Source organism: Virgibacillus kekensis, from assembly GCF_042654125.1.
GTDB lineage: Bacteria > Bacillota > Bacilli > Bacillales > Amphibacillaceae > Lentibacillus > Lentibacillus kekensis.
Window position 1 is genome coordinate 59886 of sequence record NZ_JBHSFU010000002.1, and the last position, 21865, is coordinate 81750.

The 21865-nt window shown below is 41.7% G+C and carries 21 protein-coding genes; 16 read left to right on the forward strand and 5 right to left on the reverse strand.

The features are described from left to right. Positions 1-59 precede the first annotated feature (59 nt). Both ACFO3D_RS01110 and ACFO3D_RS01115 read left to right on the forward strand, forming a co-directional pair. Positions 60-404, forward strand: a complete 345-nt coding sequence (locus tag ACFO3D_RS01110) for a YtxH domain-containing protein (RefSeq protein WP_390292737.1) — start codon at positions 60-62, stop codon at positions 402-404. A 42-nt stretch (positions 405-446) separates the two neighbouring features. Then, entirely contained in the window at positions 447-1268 is an 822-nt protein-coding gene (locus tag ACFO3D_RS01115; RefSeq protein WP_390292738.1) for a YihY/virulence factor BrkB family protein, read from the forward strand. 26 nt (positions 1269-1294) lie between these two features. On the opposite strand, the gene ACFO3D_RS01120 is transcribed toward ACFO3D_RS01115, so the two are convergent. Beyond that, complete coding sequence (locus ACFO3D_RS01120; protein ID WP_390292739.1) at positions 1295-3223, reverse strand: heavy metal translocating P-type ATPase; 1929 nt, start codon at positions 3221-3223, stop codon at positions 1295-1297. 229 nt (positions 3224-3452) lie between these two features. On the opposite strand from ACFO3D_RS01120, the gene ACFO3D_RS01125 reads away from it, so the two are divergent. Together ACFO3D_RS01125 and ACFO3D_RS01130 are read left to right on the forward strand one after the other, a co-directional pair. Beyond that, positions 3453-4340, forward strand: a complete 888-nt coding sequence (locus ACFO3D_RS01125) for a transporter substrate-binding domain-containing protein (RefSeq protein ID WP_390292740.1) — start codon at positions 3453-3455, stop codon at positions 4338-4340. Between the two features lie 6 nt (positions 4341-4346). Continuing rightward, positions 4347-5033, forward strand: a complete 687-nt coding sequence (locus ACFO3D_RS01130; protein WP_390292741.1) for an amino acid ABC transporter permease — start codon at positions 4347-4349, stop codon at positions 5031-5033. 614 nt (positions 5034-5647) lie between these two features. On the opposite strand, the gene ACFO3D_RS01135 is transcribed toward ACFO3D_RS01130, so the two are convergent. Then, positions 5648-6829 (reverse strand): MFS transporter, encoded by a 1182-nt coding sequence (locus ACFO3D_RS01135; RefSeq protein WP_390292742.1) that lies wholly within the window; start codon positions 6827-6829, stop codon positions 5648-5650. Positions 6830-6991: 162 nt separating this feature from the next. Here ACFO3D_RS01135 and ACFO3D_RS01140 point away from each other — a divergent pair, with 162 nt between their 5' ends. From ACFO3D_RS01140 to mbcS, 5 genes are all read left to right on the forward strand, one after another. Next, positions 6992-7384: an OsmC family protein gene (locus ACFO3D_RS01140; protein ID WP_390292743.1), complete on the forward strand. Its 393-nt coding sequence runs from the start codon at positions 6992-6994 to the stop codon at positions 7382-7384. 109 nt (positions 7385-7493) lie between these two features. Next, positions 7494-8291 (forward strand): YfkD famly protein, encoded by a 798-nt coding sequence (locus tag ACFO3D_RS01145; protein ID WP_390292744.1) that lies wholly within the window; start codon positions 7494-7496, stop codon positions 8289-8291. A 182-nt stretch (positions 8292-8473) separates the two neighbouring features. Next, positions 8474-9784, forward strand: a complete 1311-nt coding sequence (locus tag ACFO3D_RS01150) for a Na+/H+ antiporter family protein (protein WP_390292780.1) — start codon at positions 8474-8476, stop codon at positions 9782-9784. Between the two features lie 52 nt (positions 9785-9836). Next, entirely contained in the window at positions 9837-10637 is an 801-nt protein-coding gene (pdaA, locus tag ACFO3D_RS01155) for a delta-lactam-biosynthetic de-N-acetylase (RefSeq protein WP_390292745.1), read from the forward strand. A 373-nt stretch (positions 10638-11010) separates the two neighbouring features. Beyond that, positions 11011-12585, forward strand: coding sequence for an acyl-CoA synthetase MbcS (mbcS, locus tag ACFO3D_RS01160; protein WP_390292746.1), 1575 nt, complete (start codon positions 11011-11013; stop codon positions 12583-12585). A 64-nt stretch (positions 12586-12649) separates the two neighbouring features. Here mbcS and ACFO3D_RS01165 read toward each other — a convergent pair whose 3' ends face one another. Next, positions 12650-13693, reverse strand: a complete 1044-nt coding sequence (locus ACFO3D_RS01165; RefSeq protein WP_390292747.1) for an LCP family protein — start codon at positions 13691-13693, stop codon at positions 12650-12652. A 278-nt stretch (positions 13694-13971) separates the two neighbouring features. Here ACFO3D_RS01165 and ACFO3D_RS01170 point away from each other — a divergent pair, with 278 nt between their 5' ends. From ACFO3D_RS01170 to ACFO3D_RS01200, 7 genes are all read left to right on the forward strand, one after another. Next, a complete protein-coding gene (locus ACFO3D_RS01170; protein WP_390292748.1) occupies positions 13972-16101 on the forward strand; it encodes an ATP-dependent Clp protease ATP-binding subunit in 2130 nt (709 codons plus the stop codon). Positions 16102-16380: 279 nt separating this feature from the next. Further along, positions 16381-17253 (forward strand): ComEC/Rec2 family competence protein, encoded by an 873-nt coding sequence (locus ACFO3D_RS01175; protein ID WP_390292749.1) that lies wholly within the window; start codon positions 16381-16383, stop codon positions 17251-17253. Positions 17254-17326: 73 nt separating this feature from the next. Continuing rightward, positions 17327-18175 carry an SPFH domain-containing protein gene (locus ACFO3D_RS01180; RefSeq protein ID WP_390292750.1) on the forward strand — a complete coding sequence of 283 codons (849 nt, stop codon included), beginning with the start codon at positions 17327-17329 and terminating at the stop codon, positions 18173-18175. A 13-nt stretch (positions 18176-18188) separates the two neighbouring features. Next, on the forward strand, positions 18189-18368 hold the full coding sequence (locus ACFO3D_RS01185; protein WP_390292751.1) for a type II toxin-antitoxin system antitoxin: 180 nt from the start codon (positions 18189-18191) through the stop codon (positions 18366-18368). Positions 18369-18634: 266 nt separating this feature from the next. Beyond that, positions 18635-19012 carry a GntR family transcriptional regulator gene (locus ACFO3D_RS01190; RefSeq protein ID WP_390292752.1) on the forward strand — a complete coding sequence of 126 codons (378 nt, stop codon included), beginning with the start codon at positions 18635-18637 and terminating at the stop codon, positions 19010-19012. Beyond that, positions 19002-19859: an ABC transporter ATP-binding protein gene (locus ACFO3D_RS01195; protein WP_390292753.1), complete on the forward strand. Its 858-nt coding sequence runs from the start codon at positions 19002-19004 to the stop codon at positions 19857-19859. Before ACFO3D_RS01190 ends, ACFO3D_RS01195 begins: the two co-directional genes overlap by 11 nt. Before the next feature lies 1 nt (position 19860). Beyond that, a complete protein-coding gene (locus tag ACFO3D_RS01200; RefSeq protein WP_390292754.1) occupies positions 19861-20556 on the forward strand; it encodes a hypothetical protein in 696 nt (231 codons plus the stop codon). Between the two features lie 410 nt (positions 20557-20966). Here the strand turns inward: ACFO3D_RS01200 and ACFO3D_RS01205 are convergent, their stop codons facing one another. Beyond that, positions 20967-21095 carry a YfhE family protein gene (locus ACFO3D_RS01205; RefSeq protein WP_390292755.1) on the reverse strand — a complete coding sequence of 43 codons (129 nt, stop codon included), beginning with the start codon at positions 21093-21095 and terminating at the stop codon, positions 20967-20969. Positions 21096-21146: 51 nt separating this feature from the next. Continuing rightward, positions 21147-21704: a GNAT family N-acetyltransferase gene (locus ACFO3D_RS01210; RefSeq protein ID WP_390292756.1), complete on the reverse strand. Its 558-nt coding sequence runs from the start codon at positions 21702-21704 to the stop codon at positions 21147-21149. Positions 21705-21865 lie beyond the last annotated feature (161 nt).

The window sequence follows — 21865 nt, forward strand, 5'->3', positions numbered from 1 at the left end:
AAAACAACAGAATGGTCATTTATTTACAGTACAAAATTCAATAAAAAGGAGCGGTTCAGATGGCAAAACGAAAACTGTGCTTAGGGGTATTCCTGGGAGCAATTTTGGGTGGACTAGTTTCACTTTTAGACAGTGATACACGGTATTACACCAAAAGGAAAATGAACGTGGCCAAGAGCCAGTCAAGTTATTTTATGAAGAATCCGTCCGAGGGAGTAAGGAAACTTCGAAAGGGATTTGATACGTTTAATAAAAAATTCTCCAGCAGCACAGAAAGCACACTAAAGATGCTTGAACAGGCAGAAGAAACGCTTGATAAATTTGCTAAGAAAAGTGATGCAAAGCTGGAAGGGGAAGCTAATAATCCCAACACAGTTTCCACCACAGAGAACATCAATTCTTAATCTCAGTACTTAACAAAGGCATCAAAGGGGAGTTATACAGCTATGAGTAAAGGCGGCGGTTTGAAAGAAACATACAACAAAATAATAGAAGACGATATTTTTGGGGTAGCAGCACAGCTGGCATACTTTTTCCTGCTTTCCCTGTTTCCGTTCCTGCTGTTCTTAATGACGCTGGTCGGGTTTTTACCGATAGATGAACAAAGAATTATGAGTTTCATTCAGCAGTATGCACCGTCCAACGCGTCTGATATGATCCAGCAGAATGTGAATCAGCTGGTTCAATCGAAGAATGGTCAATTGCTGTCCATCGGAATTCTCGCGACACTTTGGTCAGCTTCCAATGGAATTAATGCCATTATGAAGGGGTTAAACCGAGCTTATGAGGTAGATGATGATCGTTCATTTATTACGAGTCGGTTTATCGCAATTCTCTTGACGATTGCAATGCTTTTTGTTATTTGCATGGCATTCCTGCTTCCGATATTCGGAAAGATGATAGGACAGTACATTTTTACCTTTATTGGCCTGTCAGCGGGCTTTTTGCAGGTTTGGGGAGCATTACGCTGGGTAATCTCATCTGTCGTGTTCTTCATCGTCCTGCTGGTGCTGTACAAGCTTGCGCCCAATAAACATGTTTATTTTAAATATGCAGTATGGGGTACTTTGTTTGCAACGATTGGTTGGCAATTGGTTTCATTGGCATTTTCCTTTTATGTAAATACATTGGGACACTATCAGACCACATATGGAACAATTGGTACCGTTATTGTGTTAATGATATGGTTTTACCTCTCCGGTATAGTGATCATGATCGGTGGCGTCATTAATGCAGTGGTTCAGCGAAGAAAACGAAATACTACATGAAGATAGCTGTCAGCTTGAGCTGGCAGCTATTTCAGTAAACGAAGGCCGTTGAGGATTACAAGAAGGGTACTCCCTTCATGACCAATGACACCCAGTGGCAGATCAAGAACTTGAAGGAAGTTCGATGCGAGTAACACCAATATAACTCCAAGGGAGAATATTATATTCTGCTTTACCACTCTGTTCATCCTGGCAGATACCTTAATTGAATTGGTGATCTTTGGGAGACTGCTTTTCATCAGAACCATATCTGCAGTTTCAAGAGCAACATCAGTACCACTGCCCATCGCAATTCCCACATTGGCGCTGGCAAGCGCTGGAGCATCATTGATTCCGTCACCGACCATAGCAACGTTTTTAAATCTTTTCCTTAGCTGCTTCACATTTTTAACCTTTTCCTCTGGCAGGCAGTCTGCAATGAATTCATCAATACCTGCTTCAGTAGCTATTGCCTTTGCGGTAGTCTCATTGTCCCCAGTAAGCATAATGGTGTGGATGCCAAGTTTTTTCACAGCGGCAATGGCTTCCTTAGCATCTTCTCTAATCGTGTCTTTCAGTCCGTATAATGCCACAATCCTATTATCTCTTTTTACGAAAACAAGGCTTTTTCCTTCTCTTGCAAGACTATTGGATATCCCATCAAGAAACCCTGCTGCCTCATGCTCACCGACAAATGCAGCCTTTCCTATTTCCCAGTGCTCACCTTCAATACAGGCAGTAACGCCATGTCCATTCACTGTTCTTACCTGCTGGACATTCAGCGATGGTGTAACGTTATTAATTGAACTGTATCCGGTGATTGCCTGTGCCAGTGGATGGGTTGACTCATTTTCAATAGCGGCTGCGATCGCCATGATTTTTTTCTTCTCAGATTCTGTGGTCGTATAAAAATCCGTAACTTTGGGCTTTCCATTCGTCAGTGTACCTGTTTTATCAAAAGCAATTGCCTTAATGTGACTTAGATTCTCAATATGGACACCACCTTTAAACAAAACACCTTTACGTGCGCTGCTGGAGATTGCAGACAGTGTTGCGGGCATAATTGATGCAACAAGTGCACATGGAGAGGCGACAACAAGTAGAATCATGGCCCGGTATATACTCTCTGAAAAGGACCAACCTAAAAGTAAATAAGGAGCAAACATCATAATTAGTACAGTAATCAGCACTATTTTTACATAAGTGCCTTCAAATCGTTCGATAAACAGCTGTGAAGAAGATTTTTCTTCCTGTGCTGTTTGTACCATCTTAATGATTTTTTGAAATAGGGTTTCATTGGCAGGCTTTGTAATGACGACCGTAATGGTTCCATCAAGTGCGACTGTCCCGGCAAATACATTCTCGTCATTCTGTCGGTTGACCGGCAGGGATTCTCCGGTGATTGCACTTTCGTCAACAGATGTTATTCCAGTTACAATTCTACCATCAGCTGGTATCCGTTCTCCTGCTCGGACCAGAATATGATCACCGAGATTAAGCGCGGATACTGGTACTGTTTCAAACGCGTCTTTAGTAACTTTTGTTGCTGTTTCAGGCTGCATATCCATTAGGGATGAAATTTCTTTGTTGCTTTTTTGAAGTGTATAGGACTCTAAGGCTCCTGATAGGGCAAAGATAAAGATTAGAATAGCACCTTCTGCCCAATAACCAATAGCAGCAGATCCGATAGCAGCAAAAATCATCAGCATCTCTACATTGAGTTCTTTATTAGCGATTGTATCTTGAATACCTTCCTTGGCTTTTGCGTATCCGCCAATAACAAAGGCTGCAAGATGAATGGTTATCCAGAATTCGGAAGAGATACTGTCATTAATAAACCATGCAGCCAGAATAAGTAAGCCACTAATTATTGCGGCGATAAGTTCTCTATGTGCCCGAAAGTGTACAAACGGTTTTTTCTGAAAAAAAGAATTGAAAAAAGTGGAATCATCTTGTGTTAAAGTTTCAGTAGTCATTATTCATCCCTCCTTAAAATTTATAATTATTATAAATAAATATTTATTATTATATTATCATTTGAACAAATAAAGTCAAGGGTTAGTTTCCGGCCACTAATACAGGTTTGTAAAGGGATAGTAACAGCGAGCAATTAAGTTGAAGTAGAGCTATTAAACTGTTACAATCAAACTGAATTTTACAATATAACACTACCGCGTTGGGGTGACAGAAGAGGAGAGTAGATTTATGAACATCAGGAAAGTTATTTTCTTAGTAGCGGTTTTGCTTTTGTTAGCTGCGTGCGGAAGCGGCGAAGAGAACACGGGCAATAGTGAAGAAACGAGCAACAATGATTCAGGAGGCAACAGTAAATGGGCTGAAATTAAAGAGGCTGGTGAAATGGTAGTCGGAACTTCCGGTACCCTTATCGCTGCAAGTTACTATGAAGGCGAAGGGGAAAACAAGGATCAACTCACAGGGTACGATGTTGAGGTAATGCGTGAAGTCGGCAAACGACTGGGCCTTGATGTTTCTTTTGAAATCATGGGGATTGACAGTATGCTTCCAGCAATCAAGAGCGGAAGAATTGATGTAGCCGCAAATGATATAGAAATTACGGAAAGCCGAAAAGAAGAGTTTGATTTCAGTGAACCGTATAAATACTCGTATACCACGATGGTTGTCCGGGAAGATAATTATTCCGGTATTGATTCACTGGAGGATTTGAAAGGCAAAAAAGCCGGCGGTGGAGCAACAACGGTGTACAGTCAGATTGCACGTCATTTTGGTGCCGAGGTTAAAACTTACGGAAATGCACCTAACGAAGCATATCTTCGTGATGTGCATAATGGACGAACAGATGTAATTGTGAATGACTACTACCTATCGAAATTTGGAGTGGCAGCTTTCCCGGAATTTGATATAACACTACATCCGAAACTGAAATTCCATCCTACTGAACAGGCGGCAATCCTACCGAATGGTGCAGATAAGTTACAGGAAAAAATTAATGGTGCATTAAAAGAAATGCGTGAAGATGGAACTCTATCCGAGCTGGCTAAGAAGTTCTATAAAGAGGACGCATCCAAAAAGCCTGAGGGCGAGATTAAAGAAATTGAAGGATTGGAGCTTTAATCTGCCATGCTTGATTTGAATGGGTTTGATTTCGGCGGGGTATTTGATGTTGAGCTGGCGATAGAAAGTCTGCCGTTCGTGCTTGGCGGACTCCCGTCCACCCTGGGAGTAGCAATCGCTGGTATGACAATTGGCATGATCCTTGGATTGTTTCTTGCGCTTGCCCGGAGTTCCGAACGCATTCTGTTACGCTGGCCGGCGCGGATGTACATCTCATTTATGCGCGGAACACCAATCCTTGTCTTTCTGTTCATATTATATTTTGGTCTTCCGTATATCGGTCTGGAATTGTCAGCCATTGTTGCTGCTTCTGCCGGGTTTGGTCTTAACAGTGCTGCATATATTGCCGAGATTAATCGAGCTTCGCTGAACAGTATTGATTCAGGGCAATGGGAATCCGCAAAAGCATTGAATATCGGATATTGGACAGCGCTAAGGAAAATTATTTTACCGCAGGCAACCAGGATTGCGGTCCCACCGTTGACGAATGTGTTTATGGATATCGTAAAAGCAACTTCTCTTGCGGCAGTTATAACTGTGCCTGAGCTTTTCCAGCGTACACAGATTGTCGTCGGCAGAGAGTTTGATGCGATGACTCTTTATATCCTGGTGGCGCTTATTTATTGGCCGATATGTGTCCTGATTTCCATCATGCAGGACCATCTCGAAATAAGGTTCAGCAGATACCTTTAAATAAGGCTCTTTTCTTAAAAATTGTTGGTAGTAGATATAAACTGCGAAATATCAGCGAAGCTTCGCTCCGGCAGAATACTTCGCTTTCCGTGGGCACGGCCACAGCCTCCTCAGAAGCAAAGAACGCTTCTTGCGGGGTCTTCGACTCGTGCTGTTCCCACAGGAGTCTTCGTATTCTGCCTCCGCTAATAGACGTTTGTTTGATAGGATTTAAAGAACAATCTAAATTAAGTACTAATCGACCTCAATCCAGCGAGGGAAATACACGAAGACTCCTGCGGGTCACCGGCTAAAACCGGCCACGTCCTGTGGCCTACGCCGGTACTAGAACGTCCTGTTCGTCGAAGCAACAGCTGAAAATCCCGCAGGAAGTGGTTTTCTTCCGAGGAAGTTGAAGCGTTGCCCAGCGGCAAAGGAAACACTGTGAGAGCTTTAGCTTGAACAGATGTTGGACTTGCACCCGGAGTGGTGAAAGTGTAGTGTATTTCCGGAGCGAAGCTGCGAGTTACTTCGCATTTTATACTTATTAAGAAAGACAATAATCTTTTAGAAAACCGTCCAAATAAAAAACTAAGGTTCCCGCAATAAAGTGTGTGGTAGTAGCCTTAGTTTTTTTAATGCTCTTCTACTGTTTGATGATGATCAGTCGTGACTTTTTTGAAATAAATAGCTGCCAGAATAAGTAACAGCATTAATACAATGGTATAAAAGAACGAGACCCCCGGGAAAAATTCAATGAATAACCCTCCAAGGTATGGCCCGCTGATACTGCCAATACTGAAAGCAATTCCAGTCATAAGGTTGCCAGAAGGAAGTAGCGATGCCGGCAGGATATCCGCCAGGAAAGAAATACTAAGCGAGAATAGGGAGCCGGTGAACATTCCAGCCAATGTAAAAGTTGCAAATAACGCAAAAACTGATGTTTCAAACGCAGCGGCTGCCAAAAAGCAGACGATACCTGCGGAAATTACGGCGAGTAGAACCGGGCGTCTTCCAATCCGGTCACTGAGCACGCCCAGGGGTAGCTGCGTAATAATACTTCCTGCGGCAAAACATGGAATAATCAGAGAAAGCATATCCACCTCATGTCCAATCCGTAATCCGTATACGGGGAATATTCCATGAAGGGTTGCTTCAAGAAATCCATAACCGAACGCAGGCAAAAGTGCTACCCATGCAATTCTGCCAGTTTGAATAAATCGTTTCATGGAACTCGACGAGCTACTGCTGCTTAAATCATCTTCTTTCGGCCACTTATTCCGTATAAAAATAAGCGAGGACCAGACAATCATGCTAAGGACGGCTGACACCAGGAAAGGCAGGGCTTCATTTATTGCAAGCAACCTTGTCATTAAAGGGCCGAGCGTAAATCCGAGACCAAAAAACAGCCCGTAAAACGCAATGTTTCTTCCTCGTGATTCTTTTGCGCTTGTAGTGGTGATCCATGTCTGTGTACCGAAATGCAGCATGTTATCGCCAATCCCAATGGTAACCCGCAAAATGAACCAAAACCATAAAGACTGCCATAACGGAAACAATGCCAGTGAAACAAAGACGAGCATTCCACCAACAAAAATAATCGGCTTGAAACCAAATCTGCGCATAGGCTTCTCCATAAATGGCGAAGCAAGCAGAACACCAATATACAGGCCGGTTGCGTGTAATCCATTTACTGATGAGGATATTTCATTATTTTCAAGTATGATTGCGAGTAATGGGAGCAGCATTCCTTGTGAAAATCCGGAAATAGCTACAAGAGAGATTAATATCCAGAAACGTGTCCGCTCCGAGGCCATATTTCACCCCTCCAATTCTTCAAAACCAATTAGCCTCATTCACTGTAAAACGTTCCTGCATAAAGGTCAATTGATAGGTTTCCGTTCAGGACAAAATGTTTTCCCACAAACAGGATAAATGGTTAAATAGATATAACTACAATGAGAAGGAGCGATATGACCATGAAGTTTCATTTAAAAGAAAACGGAATGCGCGTCGATTTCGAATATGGAACACTAGATATTTCAGGTAACGAGGATTATGGGTTTCGTCCGTTTCAACTGATGGTTGCTTCAATTGCCGGGTGCAGTGCCTCCGTATTCCGGAAGATTCTCGACAAGCAGCGCACTGAAGTCGAAAACCTTGTCATTACAGTTGATGTGGAACGCAATCCTGAGGAAGCGAACCGCATTGAACGAATCGATTTGCATTATACCGTAACAGGCTACAACCTGAATACCGATAAGCTGAACCGGAATCTTGAGCTTTCCCGGAAAAACTGTTCTATGGTCCGCTCGGTCGAGGATAGTATTAGGATTACAGAGAGCCTTGAGGCAGTCGAGTTAAGCCGCTGAAAATCATAAAGGTATAATATTCATGTGTCCGAAAAAACTAACGACAGGTAGAGGTGGCCATATTACGGAAACCAAAGCCATGATTTCGTGACAGAAAGGAATGGGACACATGAAAACACGAGTATCCATTACCGTATTTATAGCAGCTGCATTAGTTATTCTGTTTCCATTAATGGGTCTGGCAAAAGAGAAAGAAAAGGAAGATGGAAAGTTTGAGGTACCAAATCACGTGCTGGATATATCCAAAGAAAATACATTTCCTAACTCTACTGAAGACCAGGAAGTGGTGGAGCCAAGCAAGCAGACGAAAGAATTGATTAAAGGGCTAGATATTCCAATCGAGAATCCGGACCTAATCAAGATGCTTAACGAAACTTCGATTAATCCATCCCCACTTGCATTTGGTTATCGGGGAATGGTTTATATCGGTCGTTGGCCATTAAATTACAACTCGGATATGACTAACATCAATTGGGAATACCAGAAAATCAATACGAATGAAGTTAATAACATTGGCGGGGAATCGGCTACAAAGATGAACTACATCCAGCAGAATAAAAAAGAGGTAACCGGCGCATTGACTAATAAGATATCGAACCCGGATGATATCAAAAAAATGATGCTACTTACCTCAAAAGAGAAAACAGAATTACCGCTATCATATTCAACGGTGATTGGCCAGAATACAAAGAAGGATAATTCGTACAACGTACCGGAAAATAAATACGCATACTTGGAAGCATATGCACCGGCAGTTAATGAAAAAGGACAAGTAACCTTTGGTGAAGTTTATTTTCAGTTGAAAGGGACTAAGAGATCCCTTGTTGTAAAGAATGTGACCAAACAGGGTATCGGTGCATGGATCCCTATTCAGGATTATGTATCTTTTTCCTTCCAAGTACGATAGGTCAAAAAAAACCCTGGTAATCAGGGTTTTTTTACTGGATTTGTAATATAATTGGAATTGTTAGGCTATTTTGTGATTTAAAAAAGGGGTTGATTTTCTTGCTTTACCACTTTATCATAGTGAAGTGTTAAAGACAGAACTTATTTTTATTATATATAGATTATTGAGAGGGGAAATAAATGATGGAATGGGTTGTAGTTGTATCCGTTTTGGTTATGACAATTCTAAGCCTGCTTCGTGTTAATGTAATTGTTGCTATTTTGGCAGCAGCAATTACTGCCGGACTGATGTCAGGGCTTAACTTAGTGGAATCAATTGAAATGCTTGTCAGTGGTATGGGAGGTCAGGCGAGTACTGCATTAAGCTATATTCTTTTGGGTGCTTTTGCGGTAGCTATCAGTTATACAGGAATAACGATTATTCTGGTGAATTACCTTGTTCGGGTCCTGACGGGGAAAAAGACAATGATGCTATTGGCCCTTGCTGGTGTGGCCTCGCTGTCACAGAACCTGGTACCTGTACACATCGCATTTATTCCGATTTTAATACCACCACTTTTGAAGCTTTTTGATGAGATGAAGATCGACCGGAGAGGTGTGGCGACTGCCCTGACGTTCGGTCTAAAAGCACCTTATGTTATGATCCCTGCCGGATTTGGCTTGATTTTCCATAATATAATGGTCGAAGCAATGAAGAAAAATGGTATGGACATCTCTATATCAGAAACTGCACTTTCAATGCTTATTCCTGGGTCAGGGATGGTTGTCGGACTGTTAATTGCCATATTTATTACGTATCGGAAGGACCGGGAGTCGGTACCTGGTGCAGGTGGCGGTGAAGCGAACTTCACAATACCCCCAGTCGAAAAAGTCACGTTTAATAAAAAACACTTATTGACGTTGGTGGCAATATTAGCCGCACTTGCGGTTCAGCTAAGAACAGAAAACCTTATTATCGGGGCACTGACGGGACTTGTGCTTATGTTCCTATTCCTTGTTGTACCGTTCAAAAATGGTGATAAGGTAATGGCTGATGGGATTTCTATGATGGGTACCATAGCATTCGTGATGCTGGTTGCTTCCGGTTATGGAACCATTTTGGATAAAACAGGGGCAGTCGACGCATTAATTGAAGTCTCTTCAGGTTTTCTGGGAGACAATAAGCCTTTAATAGCATTTATCCTTTTACTGGTAGGTCTGGTTGTCACAATGGGAATAGGATCATCATTTGGTACCATCCCAATTATAGCAGCATTATTTGTTCCAATTTGCATTGCGGCAGGATTTTCGCCAATGGCTACGGCAGCCCTTATTGGTACGGCGGGAGCTCTTGGCGATGCGGGTTCTCCAGCATCCGACAGTACTCTGGGACCAACATCTGGCCTGAATGCTGACGGAAAGCACCACCACATCTGGGATACTTGTGTTCCAACGTTTATCCACTTCAATATTCCATTGTTTATATTTGGATGGATCGGTTCACTGGTTCTGTAGTGAATAATTAAATACCCCTCTGGAGAAAGTAAGGAAAAACAGGTGGGATGTTATGCGGAAATATAGATATTCAGCATTCATTGCCACACTGGCTTTCCTTGCTTTTTTTATGTTTGGAAACATTGCGGAAGCTGCCGGTGGCTATGGATGGGGTTATAAGAAAAACACTGAACATAAGATTCCGGAAGTGGGCAAATATAAGTCTGTCTTAGACGAATATGGTGCATATTATGCAGATCACTCAGGAGAAAAAGTGCTTTATCTTACCTTTGACAATGGGTACGAACAGGGGTACACCGATGACATTCTTGATGTCTTAAAAAAGGAAAATGTACCTGCAGTTTTCTTTGTAACTGGCCATTATGTTAAAAGTGAGCCGGAACTGGTAAAACGTATGGTGGAGGAAGGACATATTGTCGGTAACCATTCCTATCACCATCCGGAATTCACCCGAATATCAAAAGAATCGATGAAAGAAGAACTTGAATCTCTTGAACAGGCAGTTGCAAAGGTTTCCGATCAAGAAAAACTAAAATACGTACGACCTCCAAAAGGGATATTCAGTGAAAAAACGCTGGAATGGGCTAATGAGCTTGGATATATTCATATTTTCTGGTCGTTGGCGTTCACGGATTGGAATACTAATGATCAGAAGGGCTGGCAATATGCTTTTGACAATATTATGGAACAGATCCATCCGGGGGCAATCATGCTGCTCCATACGGTATCCCAGGATAATGCCGAAGCGCTTGATAAAATGATTACCGAACTTAAAAAACAAGGATATACCTTCAAGAGCCTTGATTATCTTGTAATGAAGAATCTGCTCCCAAGACCTCTATACGGCTATTAACTTCTCGCTTTTTTGCATTGTGCTAGAGTGCCGCCAGAAAGGGAGCAGGTGAATGGGATGGCTGCGCTGGAAAGTATTGAGTGCAGAGTGGTATTCGTATAAATGGTAGGAAGCCTTGCCACTATGGCAGTAGACGAAAAGGGTGCTCCCTGAGATGATTGGGGAACACCCTTTTCTTATATTTCATATTTATGCAGATAGGCGTACGGGCTTCCTTCGATAAGTCCGTATCTGGAATATGTATGATGGTTGTTTTTCAATAATACGCTCATCTTATTCACAACATTGGCATTACTGCCAGGAAGCTCTTATTTTTAAATTTTTAAAATTATTGATATAATAAGCACCAATAATAGGGATGGGAGTTGAGATAATGAACAGAGAAGATTTAATTGCTCCAAAGGATTATAATATTGTACTGGAAATGGAGCGTTTTGCAGAAGACCCAACCAGAAAAGCACTAATCTGGAAGAATGATAGTGGTCAATCAAAAGAGATTACTTACAATGAACTGATGAAAAATGTAAATAAAATTGGCAACGCCTTCCTCGAAAAAGGACTAAAGAGGGGCGATAAAATTCTAATTATGATTCCCAGACTAATTGAAGCATATGAGACCTATCTCGCAGCATTGAAAACCGGAATTATTATCATTCCGAGTTCGGAAATGCTGAAGACTAAGGATCTTCAGTACCGAATCAGTCACGGGGAAGTAAGTGGTGTCGTAAGCTACTATCCGTATGTGGAACAATATAAAGCTATCAAAGAGTATGACCAGCTCACATTATTTTCAGTGGGTAAGGAAGTAGATGGCTGGCATCATCTGGATGCATTAAAGGAGGATGCATCTGATGAGCTTGAAACCGCTGATACATCCCGCGATGATATTGCATTCCTGCCGTACACTTCTGGAACGACCGGTAACCCAAAAGGGGTTGTACATACACACGGCTGGGGATTTGCTCATCTGAAAACAGCCTCTGAAAACTGGTTGTGTATTAATGAAGGTGACAAAGTTTGGGCCACGGCTGGGCCTGGTTGGCAGAAATGGATATGGAGTCCGTTCCTCTCTGTATTGGGTTCAGGTGCTACTGGATTTGTCTATCAGGGAAAATTTGATCCAAAAACTTATCTTGGACTACTGCAAGACAACGATATTAATGTTCTTTGCTGTACCCCGACTGAATATCGTCTGATGGCAAAGGTGGATAATCTGGAAGACTATCAGTTGCCTGCGCTTCATAGCGCTGTGTCCGCAGGTGAACCGCTTAACCGTGAAGTTATAGATACTTTCAGAAAGTATTTTAATGTAACTGTCCGCGATGGGTATGGCCAGACTGAGAATACACTGTTGCTTGGAGTTATGAAAGATATGGAAGTAAAGCCAGGGTCCATGGGGAAACCTACACCTGGTAACGACGTTGAAGTTATTGATGAAAACGGTGATCCACTTCCGGTCAATGAAACAGGGGATATCGCGGTGAAACTTGATTGTCCGGCATTGTTCCGTGAATATTATAAGGACTCCGAGCGAACAAAGATGTCCCGTCGAGGTGATTACTATGTAACTGGTGACCAGGCGTCAAAAGATAAGGACGGCTATTTCTGGTTCGAAGGCCGAAGTGACGATATCATTATCAGCTCCGGCTATACAATTGGGCCATTTGAGGTGGAAGATGCCTTGGTTAAACACCCTTCTGTCCAGGAATGTGCAGTAATCGCCAGTCCGGACGAGGTTAGAGGAAGTGTAGTAAAAGCATTTGTTGTGCTACAGAATGGTGTGAGTGCCAGTGATGACCTGGTAAAAGAACTGCAGGACCATGTAAAAGAGCTGACAGCACCTTACAAATATCCACGGAAAATAGAGTTTATCAAGGAATTACCTAAAACAACTTCTGGTAAAATCAGACGAGTAGAATTACGGCAGAAAGAAATAGTAACGCATTAAATAAGAAAACCCGGTAACAGCGAGCATATCTTAGCGCTGTTACCGGGTTCTTTTCATATTAACCTTATTCAATTGTTCCAGGTTCACCAGTCCCACTGTCTTCCGGCAGACCGAGCGCATTTCTTAATTTATCGGAAACCTCATTAATTCCCGCCTCTGAAGGAAGAAAGAATATCTGGTTACCGAACCATTGATTTGCCCCCTCAATATTGAATGTTTTTATATTGGAGGCATTAATGGATGAATAGGCTTTCTGCAGTGAGTAAATTTCTGTCGGCCGCAGACTGGTTTCTACATTTTCACCAAGTATGTCAGAGATTTCTCCTACTTTGAAGATAGTTCCAAGCGAGATAGCCTGCCCGATTGCCGCCTGGATAAACTGACGTTGCCGCTCATCCCGTGGATAAACAGCATTTACATCTCTCTTTCGCATCCTTACAAAGGCAAGTGCTTCTTCACCGTTGAGCTTCTCTGGTCCTGCTTCAAAATAGATTCGTTTATCATTATTAAAGATATTCTTTTCCCAAAAGCCTTCTTTAATATCCACGGTCACCCCACCAAGGGAATTGACGATATCCCGAAATCCTTCAAAATCCACTGTAACATATTCATCGATAGGGATATGAAGCAAATCCTCAACTGTTTCAACAGTTAGGCGGTTGCCGCCATAGCCGGTTATCGACCCATAATGATATGCAGAGTTAATTTTATGATAACCTGCGTATTCTCCTGCGCCTTCTTCTGGCAATTCTACTCGAGTATCTCTCGGAATAGAGGTCATGGTCATTTTATTCGTGTCCGGATTTAAAGTAGCAACTATCAAGGTATCTGCCCGGCCGTTTTTCCCTCCGGAGGAATAGTTTTCGACCCCAATCAGCAGGATGGAAATTGGATCTTCTCCAACCGTTACCGCTTCTTTCCGCATCTCTGATTTTTCTCCTGGTCGTTCAAGACCATTGTACGATCCTTTTGCTGCCTGGTACGTCTGGTAGACGAGATAACTCCCTACACCCAATATCATTATAAGAAAGATAAGAACAAAAATTAGGAGCCGCCGCTTCCATGATTTCTTTTTCTTTCTTCTTCGCTCCGTTCGTAGTTCAGTCAATATATAAATCCCCCAATTAACAGACAAATTTTAAGGTCCACCAAGTATTAACCTGTTATGGACGTTTTAAATCCTATTATATGTGAAAAGAATGGATATAACAATACGAACTCGCAACTTATGACCCAGGAAAAAGGCAGGTAACATATAAATTTTGCATAAAAAAAATGAGTCAAAGGACTTGAAAGTCAAAATTGGTCAGAGTATAATAAAGTCAAAGGTCAAATATAGTCAAAGTCAAAATTGATATTTGATCCCATTAAAAGGAGGAATTATCTATGCAATGTGAACAATGCGGAATTCGTCCAGCGAACATTAATGTAACCATGAAAATTAATAATGAAAAGATGCAGATGCATGTTTGTAATAAGTGCTTTGAAGAAATACAGGGAAATTTAATGAATAACGGTTATGGATTTAATCCTAACCAGCAGGACGATTTTTCCGAAGGCTTTTTCCAGGGAAATGGACAGGGCTTTACAGGTACAAAAACCCAACAACAGGCAGCAGGTGGCAATGGTCTGCTTGATCAGCTTGGCAAGAATCTTACACATGCGGCACGTGCCGGCCTGATTGACCCGGTAATCGGCCGTGACAGCGAGGTTAAACGAGTGGTTGAAACAATTAACCGCCGCAACAAAAATAATCCGGTATTGATTGGTGAACCTGGTGTGGGAAAAACCGCAATTGCGGAAGGACTTGCACTGAAAATCACGGAAGGAAATGTACCGGCAAAACTAATGAACAAAGAAATCTACTTGCTTGATGTAGCTTCTCTTGTAGCGAATACAGGCATTCGAGGCCAGTTTGAAGAACGGATGAAGCAGCTGGTGCAGGAGCTGCAGTCACGTAAAAACGTGATTCTTTTCGTAGATGAAATCCATTTGCTTGTCGGAGCAGGAACAGCTGAAGGCTCACAGATGGATGCGGGAAATATTCTAAAACCAGCCCTGGCACGTGGCGAACTGCAACTTATCGGTGCCACTACATTGAAAGAGTACCGTAAAATTGAAAAGGACGCTGCATTGGAACGCCGCTTCCAGCCGATTATTGTTAAAGAACCGTCAGTCGATGAAGCTGTCCAGATTTTGAATGGCATTAAAGACCGCTATGAAAAATTCCATGAGGTTTATTATTCTGATGAAGTAATCCGTTCATTTGTGACCCTTTCACAACGATATATTCAGGATCGCTTCCTGCCGGATAAGGCAATTGACCTAATGGATGAAGTGGGATCTCGATTGAATCTATCCAATGCCGAGAAAGATTCTAATTCCATTAAGAAAAAGCTTGATGAAATTATTAAAGAAAAAGAAAAGGCTGCAGAAAAAGAGGATTATGAGCAGGCAGCACATCTTCGTTATCAGGAAATTCAGCTTCAGAAACAGCTGGAGAAAGCAAAAGATGATGAGCAAATTACCGATGTTGATATATCTGATGTCCAGCTAATAGTTGAAGAAAAAACCGGTATTCCGGTTACAAAACTGCAGGCAGATGAACAGGAGAAAATGAAGAGCCTTGCAGAAAATCTCGAGGCTAAGGTTATTGGACAGCCTGAAGCAGTTACCAAGGTTGCTAAAGCGATCCGACGCAGCCGTGCTGGGCTGAAGTCGAAACATCGCCCAATCGGTTCATTCCTATTTGTTGGACCGACCGGGGTAGGTAAAACAGAACTGAGTAAGGCACTTGCGCAAGAGATGTTTGGTACACGTGATAGTATGATTCGCCTTGATATGAGTGAATATATGGAAAAACACACCGTGTCAAAAATTATCGGTTCACCTCCAGGATATGTCGGCCACGAGGAGGCGGGACAGTTAACTGAGCAGGTACGCCGAAATCCTTATTCCATCCTCCTGTTGGATGAAATTGAAAAAGCGCATCCGGACGTTCAGAATATGTTCCTGCAAATTATGGAAGACGGTCACCTGACCGATTCTCATGGCCGTAATGTAAGCTTTAAAGATACGGTAATTATTATGACTAGTAATGCTGGAACGGGCGACAAACAGATTAGTGTAGGTTTTAATAAAGCACAGCACGAGTCTGTTTCAACCCTTGAAAATCTGAGCAATTACTTTAAACCGGAATTCCTGAACCGCTTTGATGGAATAGTGACATTCAACGAACTTACAGAAGACAACCTTCTGGAAATTGTTGACCTGATGCTTGCCGAACTTGAGGAGGCAATCGAGGAAAATAACATCAGTATCACAATTACTGATGAAGCAAAACAGGAACTGGTACGGCTTGGTTATGATCGCCGCTTTGGTGCACGCCCATTGCGCCGTGTTATCCAAGATAAAATCGAGGATCAGCTGACCGATTTGATCCTGGAAGAGGAAACAGTTGAGAACGTTGAAGTTAAAGTAACCGACGGTGAAATTGCTGTTGTGAAAAGTAAATAGTGTGATTGTTAGCCGCTGATATTTAATCAGCGGCTTTTTTAGATAGTTTTAGAATTATCTGCTTACCGATTCCCAGTAACCACGCTAGCATAAGTGCTATAAGCTATCATTTGTACTCATCAATTCTCGATCATCGTGATGCCGGAATGCAGGTAAACGGTGAGGAGCATGGGGCCCCACGCTTTTTAACATTCGCATTACAGCTTTGTATCCGCCGTATTTTTAGGTCCTTATCCGTTAAAACTAAGGAAAAATTATGCGAGATAAGGATGTTTTTTAATGGAGAAATTCTTACGGATCAATACAGCCGCCGTCCTGGTAATAGTAATGGTTATAGTGTTACCAAAAATTCATTCTGCTGCAGACAGACCAGAAGTGGAAGTGCATTTTATCGACGTCGGCCAGGGGGACAGTATATTGATTGAGACACCGACGGATAAAAGCATCCTAATAGATGGCGGACCACCTAAAGCTGGAAAAACCGTCGTTTCGTTTCTTAAAAAACATGGCGTGGAAAAGATAGATCTGTTGATTGCAACCCATCCGGATATTGATCATATCGGGGGCCTTGTTGAGGTACTTAAAGCAGTGGAAGTTGAAAAGATTCTTGATTCGGGAAAGTTGCACACGACAAAGACATATGCCAGTTATGTCAGTCAAATCCTGAAACAGCAAATTCCAGTTGAAATTGCTCATCAGAATGACCTTATTAAAATAGACCGATTGCTGAAAATACGAATTTTGAATGCGTCCAAAGGGTCAATCAGCAACAATAATTCCTCCATTGCCCTTCGTGTCAGTTTCAAAGAATTGGATTTTCTTCTGATGGCTGATATTGGTGCCAAACGAGAGAAAATATTGATGAATAAATATAATCTTGAATCGGAAATATTTAAAGTCGCCCACCATGGCTCTGATACAAGTACAACGTATGATTTGCTGAGAAGGGTAAGTCCTGAAATCGCAATTCTGACATATGGCCGAAAAAATGACTTTGGGCATCCCGTCGAACGGGTGGTAAAAAATCTAAACAAAGCTGGTGCTTCGATTTATTCCACTGCCGCATTTGGTAACATCTCAATCATTTCGGACGGACAGGATTATATTATTTTAAATGAAAAAAATCCGACCGACAGCTTAAAAGTAGGATAATGTTTCCAAAAATAAACAAATATGATATCATAATGGTATGAAAACCAAATAAGAGTGGGGAAGGTGTGTTGGTATGCTTCGTGAAAAAGATGCATGGATGATGAATGGGTACGTGGGAATTGTTGCTATCATCGTTTTACTTGGATTAGGGGCTTTCAGCTTCTATGAGGCTCATTTTGTACTGGGAGCAATCAGTCTTCTGGTTGCAATTGTACTGGGCAGTGGAATAACTTTGATTCAGCCTAACCAGTCAGTTGTTGTCATTTTTCTGGGTAAGTATATGGGAAGCATCAGGAAAGAGGGAATTGTTATCACAGTACCTTTTTCCATCCGCCGGACAATCTCTCTTCGGGTGCGGAACTTCAACAGTAAACGGCTGAAGGTTAATGATGTAAATGGTAACCCGATTGAAATTGCGGCAGTTATCGTATTTAAAGTTGTTGATGCAGCACGAGCTGTATTTGATGTCGATCAGTATGAAGAGTTTGTTGAAATACAGAGCGAGACCGCGATCCGTGCTGTAGCGACCAATTATCCGTACGATACATTCGAGGACGTAGAACTTACACTTCGGGGTAACGCTGAAGAAGTCTCAAACCAGCTTGCCCGAGAATTGCAGGACAGACTGACAGTCGCAGGAGTGGACGTCATCGAAGCACGCCTGACACACCTTGCTTACTCCACTGAAATAGCGCAAGCAATGCTTCAACGCCAGCAAGCAAGTGCAATTATCGCAGCCAGGAAACAGATTGTTGAAGGTGCTGTGGGGATGGTTCAGGATGCAATCGAACGAATTGAAAAAGATGGCATAGTTGATCTTGACGAAGAGCGCCGAGCTGTGATGATTAACAACCTGCTAGTATCTATCGTTTCTGACCATGGTACCCAACCTGTAATTAATACTGGTTCACTCTATAACTAAAAAGAGGGGTTCTATGGCTAAAAAAAAGAATTTCCCATTACGAATTGACCCGAAGCTCTATGACATTCTTCAGGCGTGGGCCAAGGATGAATTCCGGAGTGTTAACAGTCATGTTGAATTCTTGCTCCGTGAATCTGCCAAGCGGTCCGGCCGGCTGCCAAAGTCACAGGATAAGAAAATAGGGGAAGATTGATTAGCTCTGCACAAATTGTGCGGAGCTTATTTAATGGGAAAGATTTTAACAATGTGGTGGGAGGAATTGAAGGAATTTTGTCTTCGTTCGACTGCTTATCGCACTAATGAGCGGTGTTAGCAAAGAAATTTTAGCTCCTTCGACCTCTCATCGCTCCTAAGAATGAACTGGTCTGCCTAATTTTCAAAAAACTTATTGACATATTCGGGTTTTAGTTATATGGTTAGTTACATAACTAATTAACCAAATAACCGAGGGGATTTTTTATGAAAAACCAATTGGATGATAACAGACCTATATTTCTCCAGATTAAAGAGCAGCTGGAAGACTCTATCATCAATGAGAATATTCAGGCTGGGGAGCGTGTTCCCTCTACAAATGAATTTGCCAGCTACTATCAGATAAATCCGGCAACTGCTGCAAAAGGCATAAACGAACTGGTTAATGAAGATATTTTAGTTAAACGCAGGGGGGTTGGAATGTTTGTTACGGAGAATGCAAAATCCATACTGATCAGTAAGCGTAAAAAGACCTTCTACGAGAACTTCATGCTCCCATTGAAAGAGGAAGCCAGTAAGTTGAATATCAGTACGGAAGAGCTGCTGGAAATGGTAAACAGAGAGGGGAATCGAGATGAAAATTGAGGTTAAAAATGTATCGAAAAAGTATAAGGATACGATAGCGCTCGACGATGTGTCGTTTACACTGGAAGAGCCAAAAATTTACGGATTACTTGGCAGAAATGGTGCGGGTAAAACCACTTTTATGGAAATCCTATCAGGTCACATACTGGCATCGGAAGGTCAAATTTTGATTGATGGGGAGAATCCTTTCGACAATCAGCGATTAACCGAGTCGATCTGCCTGATAAAAGAAGGCGGTAATTTTAAAAGAGATCTTAAAGTAAAAAATGTTCTGCGTATCTATTCTTTTTTTTACCCGAAATGGGACGGTGAGTTGGCAGAAGAATTGGTTAAAGAATATAACCTTAATCCGAATGCGAAAATAAAGGCCCTATCCAAAGGGATGGTTTCAGCACTTGGTATTATAGTCGGTCTTGCAAGTAAAGCACCTATTACAATTTTTGATGAACCATATATTGGGCTCGATGCTGCTGCTAGAAGAAAATTTTATGACCTGTTACTTGAAGAGTATGAGTCTGAGAAACGAACTATCATTTTTTCAACACATTTAATCGATGAAGTTAGTCTGATGTTTGAAGAGGTGTTAATCCTTAATAAAGGAAAACTTATGATTAAAGAGGATGCTGAATCACTGAGGGATCGCACTTGTGCAGTCTCCGGACCAATAGAGGTCGTGGAATCATTCATTTCAGATAAAGAGGTAATCGGTAAAAAACAAATTGCAGGGATGATGACCGCCTATGTTTATGGAAATGAAGAAGATGCACTTTCGTCCGGGCTGAAGGCTGAAGGTATCCCGATACAGGATCTCATGATTTACCTTACTGAAGCAAGGAGGGGAGCATAGTATGACTAGGCAATTTAAGGGGTTATTATATTTCTATGCCGCTAATTATCGTCACTCACTTTCCATATTCTACGTGATTCTTGCAGGGATTCTGCTAGTGTCGCTGGCGTTCGCTTACTTCCTGTACCAAACAGACAGTAACGCAATGGCGTTTAGTCTTACAGGGCCAATGTATATTTATTGTTCTATCGTTGGATTCCTTACCGTGAAGGAGGCTGTACCTTTTGCAATTAGAATGGGTGCTACCCGTAAGAAAATGTATGCTAGTTTGGGCATATTTTTTCTCGGGCTTACTTCAGCTATGGCTGTTGTGGCAAGTATATTTCAGGAAATCATTATGGGGCTCATTAGTGTCTCAGGAGCATTTACATTCCTGCACCCTGCGCAGATGATGGAAAATAATTGGTACACAAGAATTCTGGTGGATATTTCTATCATGTTCTGTCTGATGGCTATTATGTTTCTGTTAGGATTGCTTTTTTACAGATACGGACTGGCAGGAGGCGGCAGTGTTTTAGGTGTTATGGTTGTCGTAATACTTGGAGGAATAGCCCAAGGGTGGCTGGTTGAATTTCTCGTGGATTTATTCCAGTCATTCTCTATGACCCTGTTCCTTAAAATATTTCTGGTTGGACTTTTTGCTTATGTCCTTTCCTGGATGTTCATACGCAACATTACTACCGTAAAAGTAAAATAAATACGTAACTAACCGAAAAAAGTTCTGATTTAACATTAGAAACTATGGGATTAATCGAGCCATTGTGGCGAATGGCATTTTAGCACTTATGCTGGAGAGAAGAATATTTCCCTGTATATAAAAAAACAAAGTTCACCTGACTTTGCATTACGATGCTTCCCCCGTATTAAGCATTACGTTAATAACAATTTATCAACAGGTTAAATAATGTGTAAGCGGGCATTTATCCTAGTTATCCCCGATATCCACAGAAGGCAATTAAATTATGCACAGATACCCTGTGAATAACTACTGCATATGTGGAGCCTTTTTAAAAGGTTATTCACAATCGGTGGACTATTTGTGGATGAACATGAGGAATGACATTAAATACGGGACTATGCATACAAAAAAAGAAAGGAAACCGAAGCTTAACTCCGGTTTCCTTTTTGAGTCATTTTGTTGTAGACTTTATCAGCATGCTTAAATTCACGCTGATAGAGTACTTCTTGTGTTTTAGACAAAAATCTTTCGTGCTGGTCTTTGCTTTTTCCTCTCATTGGCAATCCCTCACTTTATCGTTAGGATTCTCCAATTGGTAACAATTCATACTAGGAAACTTCCTCTCCCGTGTCTTGGAGTTCGGTTTGTTCAAACTGTTTGTAGGACATATAATGGTATTTAGAAATGATAAATAGATCATAAACATCGTCAACGGCATTAATTTGCTGGTAGACTTCAGGATAAAGACTGTTCCCTAATGCAACATACGGGAATTTTAGAATAGCTTTTAACGAACGGATATTAGTTCTGCGTATCTTAATAAACACTGCATCCAGTCCGAGCTCGTAGAAAAGCTCTTCAAAAAACAATTCCTTTGCAAGTTGATTATAGCCCTTTCCGAAATATGGCTTACCAATCCAGGTTGCGAGAAATCCACAATTATTTTGGATATCAAATAAATTAATAGTGCCAATTGGATGATGGTATTCATCGACAATTGTTCTGGAGATCAGTTCGCCTTTTTTTTCATCCTCAATGGTCTTTTTCGTTACAAAGTAATACCCGTCGCTGGTTTCTGCTTTCTGCCGGACAAATGGAGAAACCTCTGGGTGGGACAGTAGTTCAAATAATGCTGATACCTCATGCAGTTCACGTGGTTTGAGCATAAAAAATACCCTCCTTATATTAAAGGTGGGTATCCTAAATTCACACAGAAATCCAGTAAGGTTCCCCACCCTCGAATTTTTAGTTAACGTTCAACAAAAATTCGGGGCGGGAATCGAACCCACTAGAACCGGCCGAAGCCGGTGGCGCACCATTTGCCTTC